Origin of the sequence: Roseivirga seohaensis subsp. aquiponti (genome assembly GCF_001267955.1) — a bacterium.
In the GTDB taxonomy this organism is placed as follows: Bacteria; Bacteroidota; Bacteroidia; order Cytophagales; family Cyclobacteriaceae; genus Roseivirga; species Roseivirga seohaensis.
The window spans coordinates 277,351-295,787 of sequence record NZ_JSVA01000010.1 but is presented as its reverse complement, the minus strand read 5'-3'; the positions used below and the strand labels follow the sequence as shown (position 1 = coordinate 295,787).

Sequence of the window (18,437 nt, the reverse complement as noted above, 5' to 3'; positions counted from 1 at the left end):
CATATTCTTGAACCTCCCTTATTTCATAGCAAAAAGAATCAGCAACCCGGGCGATAACAGCTTCTCTGCCGTAATCCATAAGATTGCCATTGCCAGTGTTGCACTGGGTTTGGCTATTATGATGATTGCTTTTTTTGTGCTTGGGGGCTTTCAAGAAAATATCAAAGACAAGATTTTTAGCTTTTCTGGCCACATTCAAATCAAAAAATTCTCCCTTAACAATTCCTATGAGGAAGAACCCATTGTTGTGGATTCCAACCGTTTGAAGGCAGTGGCAACAGACCCATATGTTGTTCATGTACAGGAATATGCCCATAAACCTGGACTGATCTCGAAAGATGGTGAAGTATACGGGGTGCTTTTTAAGGGGGTAGCACCGAGCTTTAACGAAACATTGTTTGATAAATACATGGTGGAAGGCGAATTCATCAGTTTTAACGATAGCACTTCCACCGATGTGATGATCAGCTCTAAAATGGCCAAAAACTTGGGTTTAAAAATTGGCGACAAGGTGATCAATTACTTTATTATGGATCCGCCCAAAACCCGCAGAGTAACGGTAAAAGGAATTTACAGCACTGGCCTCGATACGTTTGACGACCAAATGATGATTGGTGATATCAATGTAGTTCGAAGTTTAAATGGCTGGAAGAATGATGAGGTGGGAGGCTATGAAGTTTACCTCAAAAACATAGATGATATTGCTGCTGCGGATGATGCCATTATTGGCGAATTAAGTGTAGAGCATTATACAGAAAGAGTAGACGAAAAATTCGTTCAGATTTTCGACTGGCTTAATCTGCTCAGTAAAAACGTGAGTATTTTCATCTGGCTCATTCTATTAGTCGCCTCATTTAATATGGTTTCGGTATTGTTTATCCTCATTATGGAGCGTACCCAAATGATTGGAACCTTCAAGGCATTGGGGGCTTCGAATAGCCTGATCAGAAGAATATTTTCCTACAATGGTATTAGATTAGTACTCAAAGGTTTATTGGTGGGGAATGCGATAGCCATTGGCTTTGCTTTACTTCAAGATTTCTTCCATATAATTCCCCTAGATGCCGCCAACTACTATATGGAATATGTGCCCATTGAATGGGATTGGTCGGTGACCATTGGCCTCAATTTGCTAACGTTGATCTTAGTATCCTTTGTGCTGATTATTCCTACGACCATTATTGCCAGAATAAAACCAGTAACGGCCATTAGGTTTGATTGAATTGCTCCTTTAAGAAGTTTAGGCTTCCTTTTCTGCGTAATTGAACGACTGTTCCAAATCCGCTTCAGCTTCTCTTCTATAAGTTCTGAAAAAGCTCCCGATTTTAATTTGCATAACGCCCAACACTGCTTCTTTCACAATTCCGCCACTCATTTTAGATTTACCTTTGGTGCGGTCAGTAAAAATGATCGGCACTTCCGTAATATTGAAGCCGAATTTCCAAGCCAAGAATTTCATTTCGATTTGAAAGGCATAGCCCATAAAGCGGACTTTATCTAAATCTATGGTTTCGAGTACCGAACGTCTGTAGCATTTAAAACCTGCAGTAGTGTCTCTAAAAGGCATTCCCGTTACCATGCGCACGTAGTAGCTGGCGAAAAACGAAAGCATTACACGGCTCATAGGCCAGTTTACCACATTCACTCCTGTTACGTATCGCGATCCAATGGCCACATCGTTTCCATCGGTTTTACAAGCGTGATATAAGTTGTTTAAATCTTCGGGGGGATGTGAAAAATCGGCATCCATCTCAAAAATATATTCATAATGACGGGCCAAAGCCCAACGAAAACCATGAATATATGCGGTGCCTAAACCCAGTTTCCCTGCCCGCTCTTCTAAATGTAAGCGATCAGGATATTCCAACATTAAGTTTTTTACGATATCGGCCGTGCCATCTGGCGAATTATCATCCACAATAAGTAACTCAAATCCAGAAGGTTGAGAAAGAACAGCACGAACAATTTCCGCGACATTCTCTTTTTCATTATAAGTTGGAATAATGACTAGGCTATCTTTCATTACATGGTTCAAAAAATCTACACTGAAAGAATAATTCCTTCAAAGCAGTTAAATTCATTAGTTTTATCGGTCTGGGAGTTGAGCCCCGTAAAGTTTAAAACGGGGAAGTTAATTAAATGTTAATCACAAAAGAAAAGCAAGTGAATAAAATGAGCAAATGTGTTTTCATGGATAGGGACGGTGTGTTAAACAAAGAGTTAGGCCGACACATTCTAAAAATTGAAGAATTTATAATTCCTGAAGACGTTCCGAATGGTTTGAAAAGACTAAAAGAAGCTGGTTATAAACTAGTTGTAGTCACCAACCAAAGCGGAATTGCTAGAAAATACTATGATGATAAATTGGTAGACGACTGTCATGATTTACTTCAAGAAGCTTGCGGAAATTTAATTGATCAATTTTATTATGCGCCTTTGGTAGATAGCGTAAGTAAATCTTTAATGCGCAAGCCAGACTCGCTTATGCTAGAGAAAGGAATAGCCAAATTCAATGTGGATCCCGCCCAATCGTGGATGGTGGGCGATAAGGAGCGTGATTTGATTCCTGCAAAGAAGCTGGGCATCAGAAGAATACAGTTAATGGCTATGGTGGGAAAAAGTGAGTTGGCCGAAGTGGTAGCCCATACTTTTACGGAAGTTGTAGATGCTATTCTTGGTGAAGGATAAATTTTTCAGGTTTCATCCAGAGAAATAAGGCGTTCACCGATATTTTTTGGCTGGGTTAGGTTCAGATACCAATTTTGAATCAATCAAAAACTCAAAATATCTAACACATGAAAAAGAAAACCAAAATATTTGCCACGCTCCTACTGCTGTGCTTCTTTCTAAGCTCTTGCGTTTATTCATTGTTTCCTATTTACACGGACGACACACTCGTGTATTTGCCTGAAATCGTGGGTAAATGGCAAAGCGGAAGCGATGAAGAAGATTACATTCTAATTTCTGATGGGGTTTCGGTGGAAGGAACCGTTACTGTTACAGAGTCTGAAAACAAAACTGCGAAAGAAAATGAAGTTAAAATCAGCAAACCCACTTTTTCGGTAACCATTGATGAAGGTGATTATGCCATTATCGAAGGTGATACAGTAAGAGATCAAGCAAAAATTCAAGCTTATTATGAAAAGCAGTTCGACTCTCTCATCTCAAGTAAAGAAATGAAAGATAACTTTAGGAAGTTTGGTGAAAACCTAAGTGAATTTGGAAATAGGCTTAACGACTTGGGTAAACCAAACAAACCAAAAAGCTATACCATTGGTGGGAAGTCTTATTTAATGACAGTGGTTGATGATGGCGAACCCATTAAATATGAGCTGCATTTGGTGAAAATTGGCGATGACATTTTTATGGACTTGGCCGCTACAGATAGCGATTATAGTGATGCAGCTTTTGAGTCGAGGGTATGGTTCCCAGTGCATACCTTTATGAAAATGGACCTGGACGGAGATCAGCTTAAGCTTACCCAATTCGATTTAGACAAGCTCAATAAACTGTTCAAAAGTAACTTGATTCGTTTACGATACGAAAATGTAGACGGCACCATTTTGATCACCGCCCAGCCTAAAGAGCTTCAGAAATTTTTGGACAAATACTCAGAAGACGAAAGTGTTTTCGATGATCCCGAAACTTACACTCGTGTAGCCCAATGAAGTTCCTGAACAAACTTATACGCTTAAAATGGTTACAGCATTCAGCCTTCTGGATGCTGTCCATTTACGCAATTGGGAGTTATTTCTCCATTGCCATTGCACTTTTTGCTTTCATCGATTACTTCTACGCTATCCTATTTCACATCCCATTGATCTTCTTGGTCTATGTGAATTTGCGCCTGTTAATTCCAAGTTTTCTTCAGAAGGGTAAATATCTACTTTATGTACTTTTCGTAGCGGTAGACATTGCTTTGGCTTACCTCGTTCACGAATTCACTTTTGAAATTCTTTTGCCTGTTCTACCAACGGAATTCTATATGGTTTCCTTTACGGAATGGCAGGTTTTGATCAATATTTTTATCATTTACCTCGTACTCACCACTTTGCTCAAACTGTCCAAATCTTGGTACACTTTGCAACAGGTAGAAAAGGAAAAGGTAGAACTGGAATTGAAGTCATTGAAAATGCAGGTCAATCCTCATTTTCTCTTCAATAGCCTGAACAGTATTTATGCCATGGCTTTGGTGAAAAGCGATAAAACTGCGGCTTCGGTTTTAGAACTCTCCAATCTATTGCGCTACATGATTTACGAAGTGGGCGACAAACGTGTAAGTCTAGAAAAAGAAGTAGAAATTATTCAGGGCTACCTTGACTTACAGCGCTTGCGTTCCGATGCCAGCACCGAGGTAAATTTCAAAATTGAAGGTGACCTCAATGGAAAAATGATTGCTCCACTTTTGTTCTTTCCACTGATTGAAAACAGCTTTAAACATGGCGTAAAAGGGGTTTCAGATTCGGCTTTTGTGCATATGCATTTAAAGTGCAGCAATGATCAAATTGATTTTAGCATTGTGAACAACAAAGGCGAAATTGATGACATGGAAGCGGGACAATATGGTGGAATTGGTTTGCAGAACGTATCTTCTCGGTTGGCCTTGATTTACCCGAAAAAGCACGAATTTAAAGTAGAAGACGAGCAAGACAAATTCTCTGTCCATTTAACAATTAAGCTATGATTAAATGCCTGATAGTAGACGATGAGCCGCTTTCACGCGATGTGCTGAAAACCTATTGCACAGATCATCCTGATTTGGAAATTACGGCCCTCTGTAAAGATGCTTTTGAAGCCATGAATGCGCTCGGCAAGTCAAGCGTTGATTTGATTTTTTTGGATGTCAACATGCCAAAATTATCAGGCATCAACTTTTACAAGTCGCTGAACCAGAAACCGATGGTGGTATTTACCACGGCTTACCCTGAGTTTGCCGTAGAAGGTTTTGAACTAGATGCTATCGATTATTTACTAAAACCCTTCTCTTTCGAGCGCTTTGTAAAAGCGGTGAATAAGGTAAAAGAGAAAAGCATCAACCAAATTGACACGGACGAAAAGTACATCTTACTCAAAGCCGATAGAAAAGTGTATAAAGTTGATTTCTCAGAAATTCTCTTTTTCGAAGCCCTTGGCGATTATGTAAAAGCGCATTTGCAAGACAAAGTGCTGATTGTCACTACCACCTTAAAAAAGCTTATGGAAGAATTACCTTCTTCTGCATTTATGCGCACGCATAAGTCCTATATCATTGCCAAAAGTAAAATCGAATACTTAGAAGGAAATCAGATTCAGCTTCCGCAACACAAAATTCCCATTGGCCAAGCCTACCGCGAAGAAGTATTGAAGAAGCTGGAAGGTTAAAGGAATGAAACCTATAAGGTTTTAAAAACCTTATAGGTTTGGCTTAAAAGCGTACAGACCCTGAATCACCACGAAACTTAGCGGGTAGGGTAACACAGTGTTATGTGGACAGAGTCCTAAAGCCCATGGTTAGTCACGGGTTCGGAGAACCTGCGACAGTAGGAACAGTTGAACACCTCTCCGTTGAGCACATAGAAGTCTCTTTTCATTACTTAATTACTTTAGCTATTTTAGGTTAAAATGATGCACAAATTCTTACCAATCCTCTTGCTGTGCCTTTTTATAAGTACAATGGCAAATTCTCAGGTAATTACCTTTGAAGGAAATGATACTTTGTACTTGAAAAAGGAAATGAAATTCGACAATTTCTCCCCAGATATTTGGGTATTCAAAGATCACCTTCCACCTGGTAAATATTATCAAATACGCAAACATGATTGTGGAACTGACACTCTTAGGCAAGCTGAATTCTCCAAAAAGGGCGTAAAAGATGGCCTTTGGATTGAATGGAACGAAAGCCTATGTCTAGCGATAGACGATGAATCCATTTCGACTCAAACATTTACAAAATCAGAACTATACAAACACTCTGAAATACTTTACAATGAAGGTTTCATTTTAAAATCCGTTCTATTTCAAATTCAGAGTGACCTACCACTTTGGGAATTAAACTATCCTCCCAATACAATAGATGAAAGCCTTTGGAATATTTCGAGAGTATACAAAGACAATTATTTATCTTCTGAAACTAAAATAGTAAAAGACTCTCTGTCAAATAGGCTTACGGACTATACCACAACATATAATGAAAAGGGATTCAAAGTCTTCACTGACAAACATTCAATCGAGAATAAAAATGAAGGTTTCATCACCTTTTATCAAGACAAAAACCGAGTGCTAACAAAAGGTAAATATGTTATTTCTTCAAATGATAACTTCGAAGACACTTTCCATCATTATTCCTTGATAGGAAACTGGCCGTACTACAATGAGCTGAATGAACATATCGCAACGCTTAAGTACAAGAAGGGGCGATTATCTAAAGTAAAATATTTAACAAGTGTTGCGAGTGAGTATGAGATATTAAACTGGCTCAATTTTCTAAACTGACTCACCTGTCGCAGGTTCTCCGAACCTGTGACGACTTATTAAAAAGGGACTCTGTCCCGATTAAACTAAATCTACATTCACTAAACCCATTTCTCCAGCATAAGCTCCTGCACTTGAATTCTCTTCTTTATAACATTACCTTTTGTGTAATCCTATTTCAGGACAAGACACAGAGCCCTAAAACCCATAATAAGTCACAGGTTCTGCCAAAGGCAGATAAATCGGAGAACCTGCGACAGTTGAGTTGCTGTTTAATCACACATTTCTTTAGTATGCTTATTCTTATTAAAACATTAACTATATTGCTTTAATAAAACACTAAACCTCTAAAGCATGACTAACCTTTTTCTCAAAGCAAAGCACTGGCAATTATTCTCAATGCTCATCGGGCTTCCCATTTTAGGTTACATGATTATGTTCGCCCTCCTATTTAGCTATGCTACTACAACCAATGATTTGGACGATACTACATTGAAAAGTTTTACCGTCATCATTCCTGCTATTGTAATTCTCGTAATGTCCATACTCTTCGGTTGGTTTTGGTCAATTGCCATCGGTTTGCAGTCAAAAATTCCTCCTACTGTAAAAATGAAGGTTAATAAGTTCAAAGTATTTTTCTTCATTCCAATTGTCTATATCTTTTCAGTATTGGTTTTTATGACTCTATTTGGGTTAAGTGATTTTGAGTTGAACTCCGATTTTAACTCCGTTCTTCCCGTTGGTTTACTTGCAATTATGCTCCCTCTCCATTTTCTTTCTATGTTTGGCATTTTCTACTCGCTATATTTTGTAGCGAAAACCTATAAAACGGCTGAATTACAAAGAGAAGTTAGCTTCAGTGATTTTGCGGGAGAGTTTTTTATGATCTGGTTTTACCCTGTTGGTATTTGGTTCATTCAACCTAAAATCAATGAAATGGTAGAAGGAACACCACCTATTGAGGTTCAGTATATTTAGGCTCTTCTTTAATATTAAACGGACAGAGTCTTAAAGTCCAAAGTAAGTCACAGGTTCGGAGAACCTGCGACAGTTGCGAGATCTTATTACAAAGTGACAGTAGTTTCTTTATTCCAAACTTACCCTGTGCTTTATAGCTTGCTCATAAAAATGATGGATTCTGAACATTTGCTCGGCACCTACTTTTTGGCCGGCTTGAGCCACTAAATACAAGCCTATTGCAATAGCGGCCAATATTGGGATAACCCATAAAATAGGAGCTTCCTTTTCAAGCATTATCTGAGAAAGCCCGTATACCCCAGCAAACAAAGAAAGTACCCCAAGCGCAGCATAGGACATAAAAAACACAGCCCAAACACTTGGTTTCGGGCCATACAGACCTCTTACCTCTAAACTCCCCTCTGATATTTCTTCCAAAGTAAGCGTCAGTTCTGGCGACCAATAATGCCTTTCTTCAAGGCAAATTTTAATCACACAATATTGTTCGGAAACAAGCCCTATGAATTCTTGATTCTGATCCATGGCTTCTTTGATAGTACTAATGTATTCTTTGGCGGTTCCGGTTACAGTCTCTTTAAACCGTGGTCTGATATGAAGGCTTGACATAGCTAGAAAAATAAACATTCACCTGCCAAATACATAACCGTAGACATAAATGTATTTCTTACTTCAACACTTTAATATCAAACTTGAGCGCTCCCATTTGCCCATTATCACCATAAGCGTCAATATGAACATTAAAAATGGATCGGATATCTGAAGTAAAAAATAAGACCGTTGCCTCACCATTTTCATTGGTGAGAATACTTGGTCTCCAAATCAATGAATTTCGAAAATCGGTAAAAACTCTATCTTCTGGTACTTTATCGTAATCTGGTTCATACACTTCAGGAATCCCATAATAACCATTAAAGTAAGTAGTAGAGTTTGCTTCTTTAGGCGCTCTGTAGGTTTTTAGAACTCCATTTATATAGAGCCGTTCACCGTCCCTAGGTTTTCTGCCAAACGAATGGTTACGGCAGTTAAGAATGTCAAATGTGCAAACATAGTCGGTATTCTTACCTTCAATTATATTCCTTGCATGGCCACCAGCAACTCCATATTGATCTTGAGTTGCTTCAACCACAAAGTCGTCAAGCCTTTTTACATCATTTTCTATTTGAGGAAGAACATTCCAGTTTTTGGTTGAAGCAAATATTCTCTTTTGCTGGTCAAGCATATCCCAACTCCATTTAACCGTAGCATCAAAAGGTGTATGAAAATTTAAAAGAGCCCCTTCAAGCTGATCGGTTTTAAAAAACATTTTACCGCCTTTTGACCAATACAACATACTGTCTGATATTAACAGTTCTCCGCTCTTATCTGTGCTTAAAATTGAAGCTCCAAACATAGATACCACCTGTATTTTTTGTTGGTCAAGGGCCTTAAGCACCTTTTTCGATACCGAATTAGGATTAATCTTTACCGTAACTTTTAAGTCTGAATCGGTTAAATTTTCTGATAGAATTCGAGGCCAACGGTAAGAACGCCAGCCTTGGGTAAGCATAAGCAAATCTAAATTATCTCTATCTCTTTTTAAATCACCAGAAAAATAGCTCTTGGGGTTATGCACTTGCCCCCTAATTTCATTCGACAAATAGAAAAAGGAAACAATATTATCTTCATCAAAAACAGATTTGAAAATTTCATCCACAACCGACAGACCAAGCACAGTCTGAACTGGGGCACCCTGATTATCCGTCACCTTTAGTTTGAGATCAACCCTTTCCTTTGTGGTATAATTGGCCTTATTGAGCTTGTAAGTGATATTCAGACTGTTTTGGTTATTTACGAAAACCAAACGCTCCGACAATATTTGCCCAGCACTATTCGACAGGTTAGCTTTAAGAATACCCCTAGGCAACGATTGTGTTGGTATTTTCACTAGGGCGCCATCACCCGACATAATGATTCTGGACTCATAAAATAACTGGCCACGTTGTTCTATCCTAAAGGTCAATGAATCTCCTTCAAAACCTTCACTTTTTTTAACAGCAAAAAGAACTTCATTTTCGGTTTGTTTGGACACATTTAAAACAAACCCAGCCTCATATATTTGAGGGAAGTTAAAAATCGAATCGATTTTAGGGGCAATAATAGAAACCGAATATTGCTTGGATGGAAGCGGTAAAAAGTAAAAGCTGCCCATTCCGTTATGGCGCGATTTAAAGGAGGTAACCAACGCTCCTTTTTCATCTATAACAACAGCAGAGTCAATATTAATGGGTGTTCCGTTTTGCTGAACCGCCTTAAAAGCAATTTGAGAAGAAACTCCTTGTACAAGGTTTCCTCCTTCTGGCATCAAATTGAATTGGATACGTTGGGTATTTGTTGGCAGGGTAACTGGAAGTTCAAATTGCTCTTCACCCAAATCGGAATCCACGTCAATCTTCAACACTAAATTTTCGAATGTTTTTAATTTGCTAAATATGGGTATCGCAATCCCTAGACTATCGGTGGTAGTTTTGACTCTAGCTACACGTTTATTCTCGTTCCATATTTCAGCATTAATTTTAGCGTTCTTTACCAACTCACCAGACCTTCTCACCACTTTAACTTTTGGCGACAACGAATTTTCCTTGGTCATTAAGGCATTATCGAAGTTTACATCTACTAATATTGAAGGGGTAATTCTTGATTTAAGCAGAATGCTTTTGGCCTTTTTTACCTCATCGGAAAAGGAATTTCGAGTAAAGGCAAAAAGACTATACTCGCCCTGTTTTAATGTGTCGGCTAAAAAAATATGCCCCTCTGCAAAGCCATTGCTGATTTCGAAAATCTCTTTAAAAACAACTTGATTTTCAGCCTTACTCCTTAACTCTACAAACAAGGAAGAATCCTGCCTGGAAGGAAGTAAACTCTGCGCGTTTAAAACAGTAGCGCTAAACCACAGGTCTTCTCCCAATTCAAAAACCGATTTATTGAGTTGAAGATAAATGGACTGTTCATTAGACGGGGTTTGCGCAACCAAATCTCCTTTGAGAGATATTTGAAGCCCAACAATAAAAAATAAAAGACTGATGAGCTTTTTCAATATTGATACTTTAGATAAAACCCTACTAAACCATTTAGACTCCATTTTGATAAAAAACACGTATTAAGGATTAATGCGTTTGTAAAGACTAATGCTTTTCCTATTGTTAAAAATCAGATAGCTCTTATAGAAAAAATAGAAATCACTATAGTTCTGATCCCATAATGAGACATAATCCTTGTCTTTTGAATTATAGAAATCACATCCTTTAGGTGTCTCCTTGCATTTCATTTTCTCAACATATCCCGTTCTAAAATCAACTCTGAAAACCGACTTACCTCTGCTCTTTTTCACATAAAAGATATCGTTATTTTCTTCATCAAAATAACTCTTTGCTTCAGACACATAACCTTTTGTGTCGAAGGAACTAACTACCGACCAATCGCTTAACCTGTACGCCACAAATTTTGTAGGCTTAATACCATAGCCGATCAGGACAATATCTCTGTCAACATTAACGAAAAATTGAAAAGGCAATTTATCCCGAACGTGTGGGTCACTTTGGATCTCTCCAATCTTACTATAATCGTTATCTATGATTTGGGAATGTAAACTGAGGCTCGAAAGAGTTATTGTAAAAAATAGAACTAAGCGAATGGCCATGAGTTAGTGTTTTACTGACATCTATATAATTTTTTAATCCTTCACCCATCAACTCCATCAAAAAATTCTTCAGTGGAAACAGTCTAAACTCAAAAGGAGACTCCTTCCTTCACGGGGTCCGAAACTTCTGGGATGGTTTGTGCAATCACGCTACTTATATCCCAGCGTTTCAACATCCACAAGGTAGCTACAAAAAGAGAGATAAAATTGAGAAATTGAATAAACAAAGTCACTTTAAACTGTCATACCGTGGACGAGTTCAAAGTGACGGTTAGTTGACTATGTCTATCGACTCTATGCCATAGACTCCTGGCAAATGACCAATTCACTAATCAACCATTCTTCCAATTACATATTCCTTCTATACTGGCCGCCTACTTCAAATAATGCCGAAGTAATTTGACCAAGTGAGCAATACTTACAAGCCTCCATCAATTCTTCAAAAATATTTTGATTCTGAACTGCTGCCGTTTGAATTTTCTTAATCAGTTCTTCTGCTTTATCTGCATTTCCTTTTTGAAGTTGCTCAAGCATTTTAATCTGATATTCTTTCTCTTCAGGCGTAGCACGAATCACCTCTTTTGGCAATACCGTTGGCGAACCTTTAGAGCTCAAGAAAGTGTTCACCCCAATAATTGGGAATTCACCCGTATGCTTTAGCGTTTCGTAGTAAAGTGATTCTTCCTGAATTTTACCTCGCTGGTACATGGTTTCCATCGCACCAAGAACGCCCCCTCGCTCGGTAATTCTATCGAACTCTAAAAGAACAGCCTCTTCTACTAATTCGGTCAGTTCTTCAATAATGAACGACCCTTGAAGCGGATTTTCGTTAGTCGCTAAACCTAGTTCCTTATTAATGATCAACTGAATCGCCATTGCTCTACGCACCGACTCTTCGGTTGGAGTGGTGATCGCCTCATCATAAGCATTGGTATGCAGCGAGTTACAGTTATCGTAAATCGCATACAAAGCCTGAAGTGTAGTTCTGATATCATTGAAATCAATTTCTTGCGCATGCAACGAACGACCTGAAGTTTGAATATGGTATTTCAGCATTTGCGCTCTGGCATTTGCCCCATACTTCTGCTTCATGGCTTTCGCCCAAATTCTTCTGGCTACACGGCCAATCACCGCATATTCAGGATCAATTCCATTCGAGAAGAAGAAAGAAAGGTTCGGCCCGAACTTATCAATGTCCATTCCACGGCTCAAGTAATATTCTACATAAGTGAAGCCATTCGCCAAAGTAAAGGCCAATTGTGAAATTGGATTTGCGCCCGCTTCGGCAATATGGTAACCCGAAATGGATACGGAATAGAAGTTTCTTACATTCTTATCGATGAAATATTGTTGAACATCACCCATCAAACGAAGGGCAAATTCAGTAGAGAAAATACAAGTATTCTGCGCTTGGTCTTCTTTTAAAATATCGGCCTGCACCGTACCTCGCACCACTGAAAGTGTTCTGGTTTTAATTTCTTGGTAAACATCGGCAGGCAAAACCTGATCGCCTGTAACGCCCAAAAGCATCAGCCCCAAACCATCATTTCCTTCAGGAAGCTCGCCTTGGTATTGTGGACGCGTCACTCCTTTCTTTTTGTAAATCGCTTTGATTTTTTCTTCAACCTCAGCTTCCAATCCATTCTCCTTGATGTAAATCTCACATTGTTGGTCAATGGCGGCATTCATAAAGAAACCAAGCAACATTGGCGCAGGGCCATTGATGGTCATTGAAACAGATGTGGTTGGATCAGACAAGTTGAAGCCTGAATACAGTTTTTTAGCATCGTCTAGGCAGCATATACTTACGCCAGAGTTACCAATTTTACCATGAATATCTGGTCGGTAACCTGGGTCGTTTCCGTAGAGTGTTACTGAATCGAAAGCCGTAGACAGGCGCGCTGCTGGCATTCCTAAACTTACATAGTGAAAACGTCTGTTAGTCCTTTCTGGCCCGCCTTCACCCGCAAACATACGGGTTGGGTCTTCGCCTTCTCTTTTGAAAGGATAGATACCAGCAGTATAAGGGAATTCGCCCGGTACATTCTCTTGCAACGACCATCTTAGAATATCTCCCCAACTTCTGAATTTTGGCAAAGATACTTTTGGCACTTGCGTGTGAGAAAGCGACTCCGTATGTGTCTTGATTTTAATCTCTTTGTCACGAACCTTGAAAGAGTAAACAGGGTCGGTATAGGTTTTCTTTTTCGCTTCCCACTCTTCAATCATAATCCAATTTCTTGGATCAAGATCTAATTTAACGGTTTCGTAAGTTTCTTGTAAGCCTTTAATCAATCGGTCGCGATCGGCAATAGTCGAATTTTTAAGCGTTTCCATTGAGGTGTGCAAACCGTAAAGTTTATCGGCCACTTCAGCTTGGTTTAACGCCCACTCATCGTAGGAACGATTTGACTCAGAAATTTCTGAAAGGTAACGCGTTCTATGTGGAGGAATCACGAAGATCTTCTCCGACATCTCGTTGGTAATCTCAAAGGTAGATTCCAGTTGAGCGCCAGTTTTTTCTACCACTTTATCCATAATTACACGGTAAAGTGAGTTCATTCCTGGGTCGTTGAACTGCGAAGCGATGGTGCCATAAACTGGCATATCATCCACCTTAGCAGACCACAGTCCGTGGTTACGCTGGAATTGTTTTTTAACATCACGCAGTGCATCTAACGCACCACGTTTGTCGAATTTATTGAGGGCAATCACATCGGCAAAATCGAGCATATCGATTTTTTCCAACTGTGTTGCAGCTCCATACTCTGGCGTCATCACATAAAGCGATACATCAGAGTGGTCTAATATTTCGGTATCTGATTGCCCAATACCAGAAGTTTCTAAAATGATAAGGTCGTACTGAGCGGCTTTTAAGATTTGAACCGCTTCGCGAACGTGCTTTGAAAGTGCCAAATTCGATTGACGAGTGGCCAGCGAACGCATATAAACACGAGAATTGTTAATTGAATTCATTCGAATTCTATCGCCCAAAAGTGCTCCGCCTGTTTTCCTTTTCGAAGGATCTACCGATACAATAGCGATGGATTTATCTTCAAAGTCCATTAAGAACCTGCGTACTAATTCATCAACCAAAGATGATTTTCCAGAGCCACCTGTTCCTGTAATTCCAAGAATAGGCGTTTCAACCTTGTCGGCCATGGTGTGCACCTTGTCCATTTCGCTTTTCGATTCTTCAGGGAAATTTTCCGCAGCAGAGATCATTCGCGCAATCGACTTTATGTTCTTTTCTACGATATGATCTACTTCATCTGTCAGGTTTTCTCCTGTAGGAAAATCGCACTGCTGCACCATGTCGTTAATCATGCCTTGCAAACCCATTTTACGTCCATCATCTGGAGAGTAAATTCGGGTAATGCCGTAATCCATCAATTCTTTAATTTCTTCTGGCAGAATTACACCTCCACCTCCACCAAAAATCTTGATGTGCCCAGCACCTTTTTCCTTCAATAAATCGTGCATGTATTTAAAGTACTCCACGTGCCCACCTTGGTAAGAAGTCATGGCAATCGCCTGAGCATCTTCTTGAATGGCAGTATTCACTACTTCTTCTACACTTCTATCATGCCCCAAATGGATTACCTCACAGCCAGTGGCTTGAATGATTCTCCGCATAATGTTGATGGCGGCATCATGGCCATCGAAAAGGGAGGCGGCTGTTACTAATCTTACTTTATTTTTGGGTTTGTATGGTGCTACTTCTTGCATAAAATGGTGTTCTAAGCTATTGGATTGCGAATTTAAGCAAAAGCCGTGAGTTTCCTAACAGTTGTTAGGAGGAATGGAGAACTGTGTCTTTGCAAATGAAATGATAGAGTAAAACATCTATCAAGAACTGAAATAGCATCACTTCTCTAGTTCCTTCAAGGCTTTTTGGTTGATGTCGTCTTTAATTCCATCCAGAATATTCTGGATTTCACGGTCTGTTAATCGCCAACTTAAAGAAGCGCGGTTCGACTTCTGATTTTGATATTCGAATTCCACACGTCTTAAATGACTTCCATAATCAGATGAAATCATATCGAAGCGCTGTTCGTTTTTAATGGTCTGAATTTGATCCCAGCTTCTCACTGCACCTTGAATAGGTGAAATAAATTTCTGAACTAAGTTCTTTGAATGATCTTCTTCCACTGGAGGCTCTTTGCTTGAGTCTCGGATGGTAATCATCACTACTTCCGAAGTATTCTCTTTGATCCAATCTTTAAAGACATGCAGAAATGTGGTGGCATCAGAAATTCCGTAATTATCGGAAATCCCAGCATCGGCAATACTCATTTTGGGAGTTGTAGGCAAAGATATAGAAGGAGAAAAATACGGAAACGTAGCACTCATTCGCAACGCAGTTAAAAACCTTAGGCTATCGGGCTGATGTTGAGCCAAAAGCAAATTAAAGTCTACTCCTTGAATTTTCGAATGATCTTTGTTCGCGCCTGTATTAAAAAATGCGGTTGGATGAGGAGAAACATACAATTTTCGTCCATCATTTGTAATGGTTGAGCCTACAATTAGCAAAGGAATTTCAGCATTATATTCTGGCACTCGGTACGCAGAAATAGGCCGATCCAATAAGCCATGGAGGTTAGATTTTAGTCGCTGTTCAAACTCATAACCCCTTTCTTTTTTATACTTAAACCCACCGTATTCAAAGCTTCTGAACTTCACGAAAAGGTCGTTTACCAGTAGGGTGAAAATAACGGGATTGAGCACATCTTTACTTATATCGACCAAATGCTCATGGGCTTGTGGATTCAAATTCTTCCAGGCTAATTCTCGGTAAAAAGCGGCTCCAAACAATCCTCCCGAAGCACCAGTAATCATAAAGGTGTTATTCATTAATTCACCTTCAAATACAGAATCGGCATGTTGTAGCACATTGGTAGTCCATAATGCCGAACGCTGCCCTCCACCACTCACAGTTACCAACACCATTTTAGGTTTTTCCTCCTTAAACTTTGCTTTCCAATTTTCAAGCACCTTAAGCATATATTCTTTAGAGGCCTCTACATTTTGCTCAGAAGCATATTCTTGAAGATTTTCTAGCTTATATTCAGCCGGAGCACTCTCATAATTTAGACCATAAGCTGGATACTGATAACTAAGAAAATCCGTAGCAAACACAATGTTCAGCAGTATAAATACGCCTACAATTCCACTGATAATCCATGACCTAAACCAAAAGCTTAAAGCACCGGTAAGCATCACAATCATTGTAAGCAAAAGTACCCCAGAAGCTGCTGCTGGTATTTGAAAAATGGCTACGTCTTGAAAAAGCCCCAGACCAAAAATAATCAAAAGCACCAGTGATTCTATGATAATGGCATTTCGTTGATTCTGAAGAAAAACCCTTAAAATTGCCATTCTATCATAATACTCCTCGAAACGTCTGGTAGAATAAAATTTAAAATTGAGGCTCAAATAATAATTCACCTTCACCCTACTTCTTCTCAAGGATTGCAATTTTCTAAAGGCTTTGAGTTTTTGGCTGTTGGTTCTTTTTATTTTTAGTTGCTGGTTAATCCCCAATACCTTAAAAATATCTCGATTGGTTTTAAAGAAGTAGGCAAACAGGAAAATCAAAAAGGCAATACACCCCAACAACACTCCAGCTACTTTAATTGCAATTCCTTGACCAGCTCCTCCTCCTGTATCGTGTTGAAACTGGATTATTTTAATCACATAAAACACCAAAAAGCTAAAAGGAATTATGGAGTTATTAATGCAAAAATGAGCCAAAGGTTTGGGTAAAGTACCCAAAAAAGGAAACCTGAACCCATCTAGAATATAGCTGGTAATATTAAAGGCCATGCCAAATCCAGCCACAGCTATACCCATGATAAAAAAGCCCCAAATGGAAACTTCATCTAAATAAACAGGGTCTAAAAACAGATATGGTATTCCTAAATTTTCGCCAAAACTTCCTCCTACTGACGAAAACAAAATGAACCAGTACACCAATAAAAATTGGTTGTATTTAACATGTACAACCAGTAGTTGCACAGGAAAACTAGACCATATCTTCTTTAATATTTTCAATTACTTTTCTTTACGTGTTCCTGCATATAATTCATACTCTAACAAACGTGAGTCGATTTTTGCATTGTAAAACTCTACCCTTCTCTTGGTACGTAAACCTATTCGTTTGGCCAAGTCTAAATTTCCGGTAAACACATAGCCCATGTACCCTTTACACTGTTGTTTGAAAAAGTCGCCAATGGCAGAGTAGATTTCTTCCAAGTCTTTATCGGCCCCTAGTCGTTCTCCATATTCGGGGTTGAACATTACTACACCAGGCTCTTCAGGAATTTCTGTTTCTCTGAAATCACAAACCTGAAAATCTATTAAGTGATCAACACCCGCGGTTCGAGCATTCATTTTAGCGGCTGTAACCGCACTACTACTCAAGTCTGATGCAATAATTTTAAAGTCGAGCTGATTTTTACGCTGCAATTCTGCCAAACGTATATAACCTTGCCATGAGTCTTCGCTATAGCCGTTAATATGCATAAAACCGAAGTTTTCGCGGAATAAACCCGGGGCGGTATTGGTAGCTAGCAAAGCTGCTTCAATGGCTAAAGTGCCACTTCCACACATTGGATTTACAAATGTGCTCTTTCTATCCCAATTACTGGCAATGATAGCCGAGGCCGCCAGAGACTCAATCATTGGCGCCTTTCCTGGTATTTTTCTATAACCGTGCTTGGCAATGGTTTGCCCTGAAGTATCGAAGTAAACACGCACTTTATCCTCTTTCCAGTATAAATGAACAACAGCACCATCTCTATCTGAGCCAGAGTCTGGACGCTTACCTGTTTTCTTCACAAACCGATCAGCAATAGCGTCTTTCGCTCTTAGGTTGGCAAAACGATCATCTGTAATGGTGTCATTCTTTACATAAGAGGTAATCGAAAAGTAATCATCTGTGTCGAAATATTCTTCCCAAGGAATCTTGGACAGTTCTCTGTAGAGCTCATCCGCATTTTTCGCCCTAAATCTTCTGATTTGAAAAAGCACCCGCCCTGCAGTACGCAAAAACATATTGAGCTTTAAACAATCATCCATAAAGCCGTTTACTTCTACTTCTGTAATACTCTGGCTTTCAATTTTAAAGCCTAGCGCTTCAATTTCTTGAGCAAGCCAAGGGCTTTGTTTTGGAAAACAAGTAACAACAATTTGACTGGGGTAAGGGAATACTTGACTCATATTGGCGTGAAGTACCGAAATTTTTAACAAAAAATTCGACTTCGAGAAGATAGCTGATATAAAACTTATAAGCCAGAGGTAATTACATCTAAATCTTGGGCAATTTTCTTCG

14 protein-coding genes are annotated in these 18,437 nt (G+C 39.1%); 7 read left to right on the top strand and 7 right to left on the bottom strand.

Features of this window, described 5'->3' with window-relative positions; genetic code table 11:
- Positions 1-7 precede the first annotated feature (7 nt).
- Complete coding sequence (locus OB69_RS10830) at positions 8-1,222, top strand: ABC transporter permease (RefSeq protein ID WP_053223742.1); 1,215 nt, start codon at positions 8-10, stop codon at positions 1,220-1,222.
- Positions 1,223-1,240: 18 nt separating this feature from the next.
- Here OB69_RS10830 and OB69_RS10825 read toward each other — a convergent pair whose 3' ends face one another.
- Positions 1,241-2,023 carry a polyprenol monophosphomannose synthase gene (locus OB69_RS10825; RefSeq protein ID WP_053223741.1) on the bottom strand — a complete coding sequence of 261 codons (783 nt, stop codon included), beginning with the start codon at positions 2,021-2,023 and terminating at the stop codon, positions 1,241-1,243.
- Positions 2,024-2,190: 167 nt separating this feature from the next.
- On the opposite strand from OB69_RS10825, the gene OB69_RS10820 reads away from it, so the two are divergent.
- From OB69_RS10820 to OB69_RS10795, 6 genes are all read left to right on the top strand, one after another.
- Positions 2,191-2,688 carry a D-glycero-alpha-D-manno-heptose-1,7-bisphosphate 7-phosphatase gene (locus OB69_RS10820; RefSeq protein ID WP_185096899.1) on the top strand — a complete coding sequence of 166 codons (498 nt, stop codon included), beginning with the start codon at positions 2,191-2,193 and terminating at the stop codon, positions 2,686-2,688.
- 107 nt (positions 2,689-2,795) lie between these two features.
- On the top strand, positions 2,796-3,668 hold the full coding sequence (locus tag OB69_RS10815; RefSeq protein WP_053223739.1) for a hypothetical protein: 873 nt from the start codon (positions 2,796-2,798) through the stop codon (positions 3,666-3,668).
- A complete protein-coding gene (locus OB69_RS10810; protein ID WP_053223738.1) occupies positions 3,665-4,684 on the top strand; it encodes a sensor histidine kinase in 1,020 nt (339 codons plus the stop codon). The genes OB69_RS10815 and OB69_RS10810 overlap by 4 nt, the downstream gene beginning before the upstream one ends.
- Entirely contained in the window at positions 4,681-5,361 is a 681-nt protein-coding gene (locus OB69_RS10805) for a LytR/AlgR family response regulator transcription factor (RefSeq protein ID WP_053223737.1), read from the top strand. Before OB69_RS10810 ends, OB69_RS10805 begins: the two co-directional genes overlap by 4 nt.
- A gap of 291 nt (positions 5,362-5,652) precedes the next feature.
- Positions 5,653-6,471: a hypothetical protein gene (locus OB69_RS10800; RefSeq protein ID WP_053223736.1), complete on the top strand. Its 819-nt coding sequence runs from the start codon at positions 5,653-5,655 to the stop codon at positions 6,469-6,471.
- A 333-nt stretch (positions 6,472-6,804) separates the two neighbouring features.
- Positions 6,805-7,428, top strand: a complete 624-nt coding sequence (locus tag OB69_RS10795; protein ID WP_053223735.1) for a hypothetical protein — start codon at positions 6,805-6,807, stop codon at positions 7,426-7,428.
- 108 nt (positions 7,429-7,536) lie between these two features.
- Here the strand turns inward: OB69_RS10795 and OB69_RS10790 are convergent, their stop codons facing one another.
- The 6 genes from OB69_RS10790 to OB69_RS10765 all read right to left on the bottom strand — a co-directional run bounded on the left by OB69_RS10790 (position 7,537) and on the right by OB69_RS10765 (position 18,325).
- Positions 7,537-8,034: a hypothetical protein gene (locus OB69_RS10790; RefSeq protein WP_053223734.1), complete on the bottom strand. Its 498-nt coding sequence runs from the start codon at positions 8,032-8,034 to the stop codon at positions 7,537-7,539.
- A 58-nt stretch (positions 8,035-8,092) separates the two neighbouring features.
- Positions 8,093-10,501, bottom strand: a complete 2,409-nt coding sequence (locus OB69_RS10785) for a hypothetical protein (RefSeq protein ID WP_157608550.1) — start codon at positions 10,499-10,501, stop codon at positions 8,093-8,095.
- A gap of 63 nt (positions 10,502-10,564) precedes the next feature.
- Positions 10,565-11,104 carry a hypothetical protein gene (locus OB69_RS10780; RefSeq protein WP_053223732.1) on the bottom strand — a complete coding sequence of 180 codons (540 nt, stop codon included), beginning with the start codon at positions 11,102-11,104 and terminating at the stop codon, positions 10,565-10,567.
- Positions 11,105-11,452: 348 nt separating this feature from the next.
- Positions 11,453-14,833: a methylmalonyl-CoA mutase family protein gene (locus OB69_RS10775; protein WP_053223731.1), complete on the bottom strand. Its 3,381-nt coding sequence runs from the start codon at positions 14,831-14,833 to the stop codon at positions 11,453-11,455.
- Positions 14,834-14,971: 138 nt separating this feature from the next.
- Complete coding sequence (locus OB69_RS10770) at positions 14,972-17,158, bottom strand: patatin-like phospholipase family protein (protein ID WP_157608549.1); 2,187 nt, start codon at positions 17,156-17,158, stop codon at positions 14,972-14,974.
- Positions 17,159-18,325, bottom strand: coding sequence for a THUMP domain-containing class I SAM-dependent RNA methyltransferase (locus tag OB69_RS10765; RefSeq protein WP_053223729.1), 1,167 nt, complete (start codon positions 18,323-18,325; stop codon positions 17,159-17,161). It lies immediately after the preceding gene.
- Between the last annotated feature and the right edge of the window lie 112 nt (positions 18,326-18,437).

Excerpts from the sequence above, each read along its gene's own strand:
- OB69_RS10825 (WP_053223741.1), bottom strand. The coding sequence starts at position 2,023 with ATGAAAGATAGCCTAGTCATTATTCCAACTTATAATGAAAAAGAGAAT.
- OB69_RS10775 (WP_053223731.1), bottom strand. The coding sequence starts at position 14,833 with ATGCAAGAAGTAGCACCATACAAACCCAAAAATAAAGTAAGATTAGTA.
- OB69_RS10805 (WP_053223737.1), top strand. The coding sequence starts at position 4,681 with ATGATTAAATGCCTGATAGTAGACGATGAGCCGCTTTCACGCGATGTG.
- OB69_RS10795 (WP_053223735.1), top strand. The coding sequence starts at position 6,805 with ATGACTAACCTTTTTCTCAAAGCAAAGCACTGGCAATTATTCTCAATG.
- OB69_RS10790 (WP_053223734.1), bottom strand. The coding sequence starts at position 8,034 with ATGTCAAGCCTTCATATCAGACCACGGTTTAAAGAGACTGTAACCGGA.
- OB69_RS10810 (WP_053223738.1), top strand. The coding sequence starts at position 3,665 with ATGAAGTTCCTGAACAAACTTATACGCTTAAAATGGTTACAGCATTCA.
- OB69_RS10815 (WP_053223739.1), top strand. The coding sequence starts at position 2,796 with ATGAAAAAGAAAACCAAAATATTTGCCACGCTCCTACTGCTGTGCTTC.
- OB69_RS10820 (WP_185096899.1), top strand. The coding sequence starts at position 2,191 with ATGGATAGGGACGGTGTGTTAAACAAAGAGTTAGGCCGACACATTCTA.
- OB69_RS10765 (WP_053223729.1), bottom strand. The coding sequence starts at position 18,325 with ATGAGTCAAGTATTCCCTTACCCCAGTCAAATTGTTGTTACTTGTTTT.
- OB69_RS10800 (WP_053223736.1), top strand. The coding sequence starts at position 5,653 with ATGGCAAATTCTCAGGTAATTACCTTTGAAGGAAATGATACTTTGTAC.
- OB69_RS10780 (WP_053223732.1), bottom strand. The coding sequence starts at position 11,104 with ATGGCCATTCGCTTAGTTCTATTTTTTACAATAACTCTTTCGAGCCTC.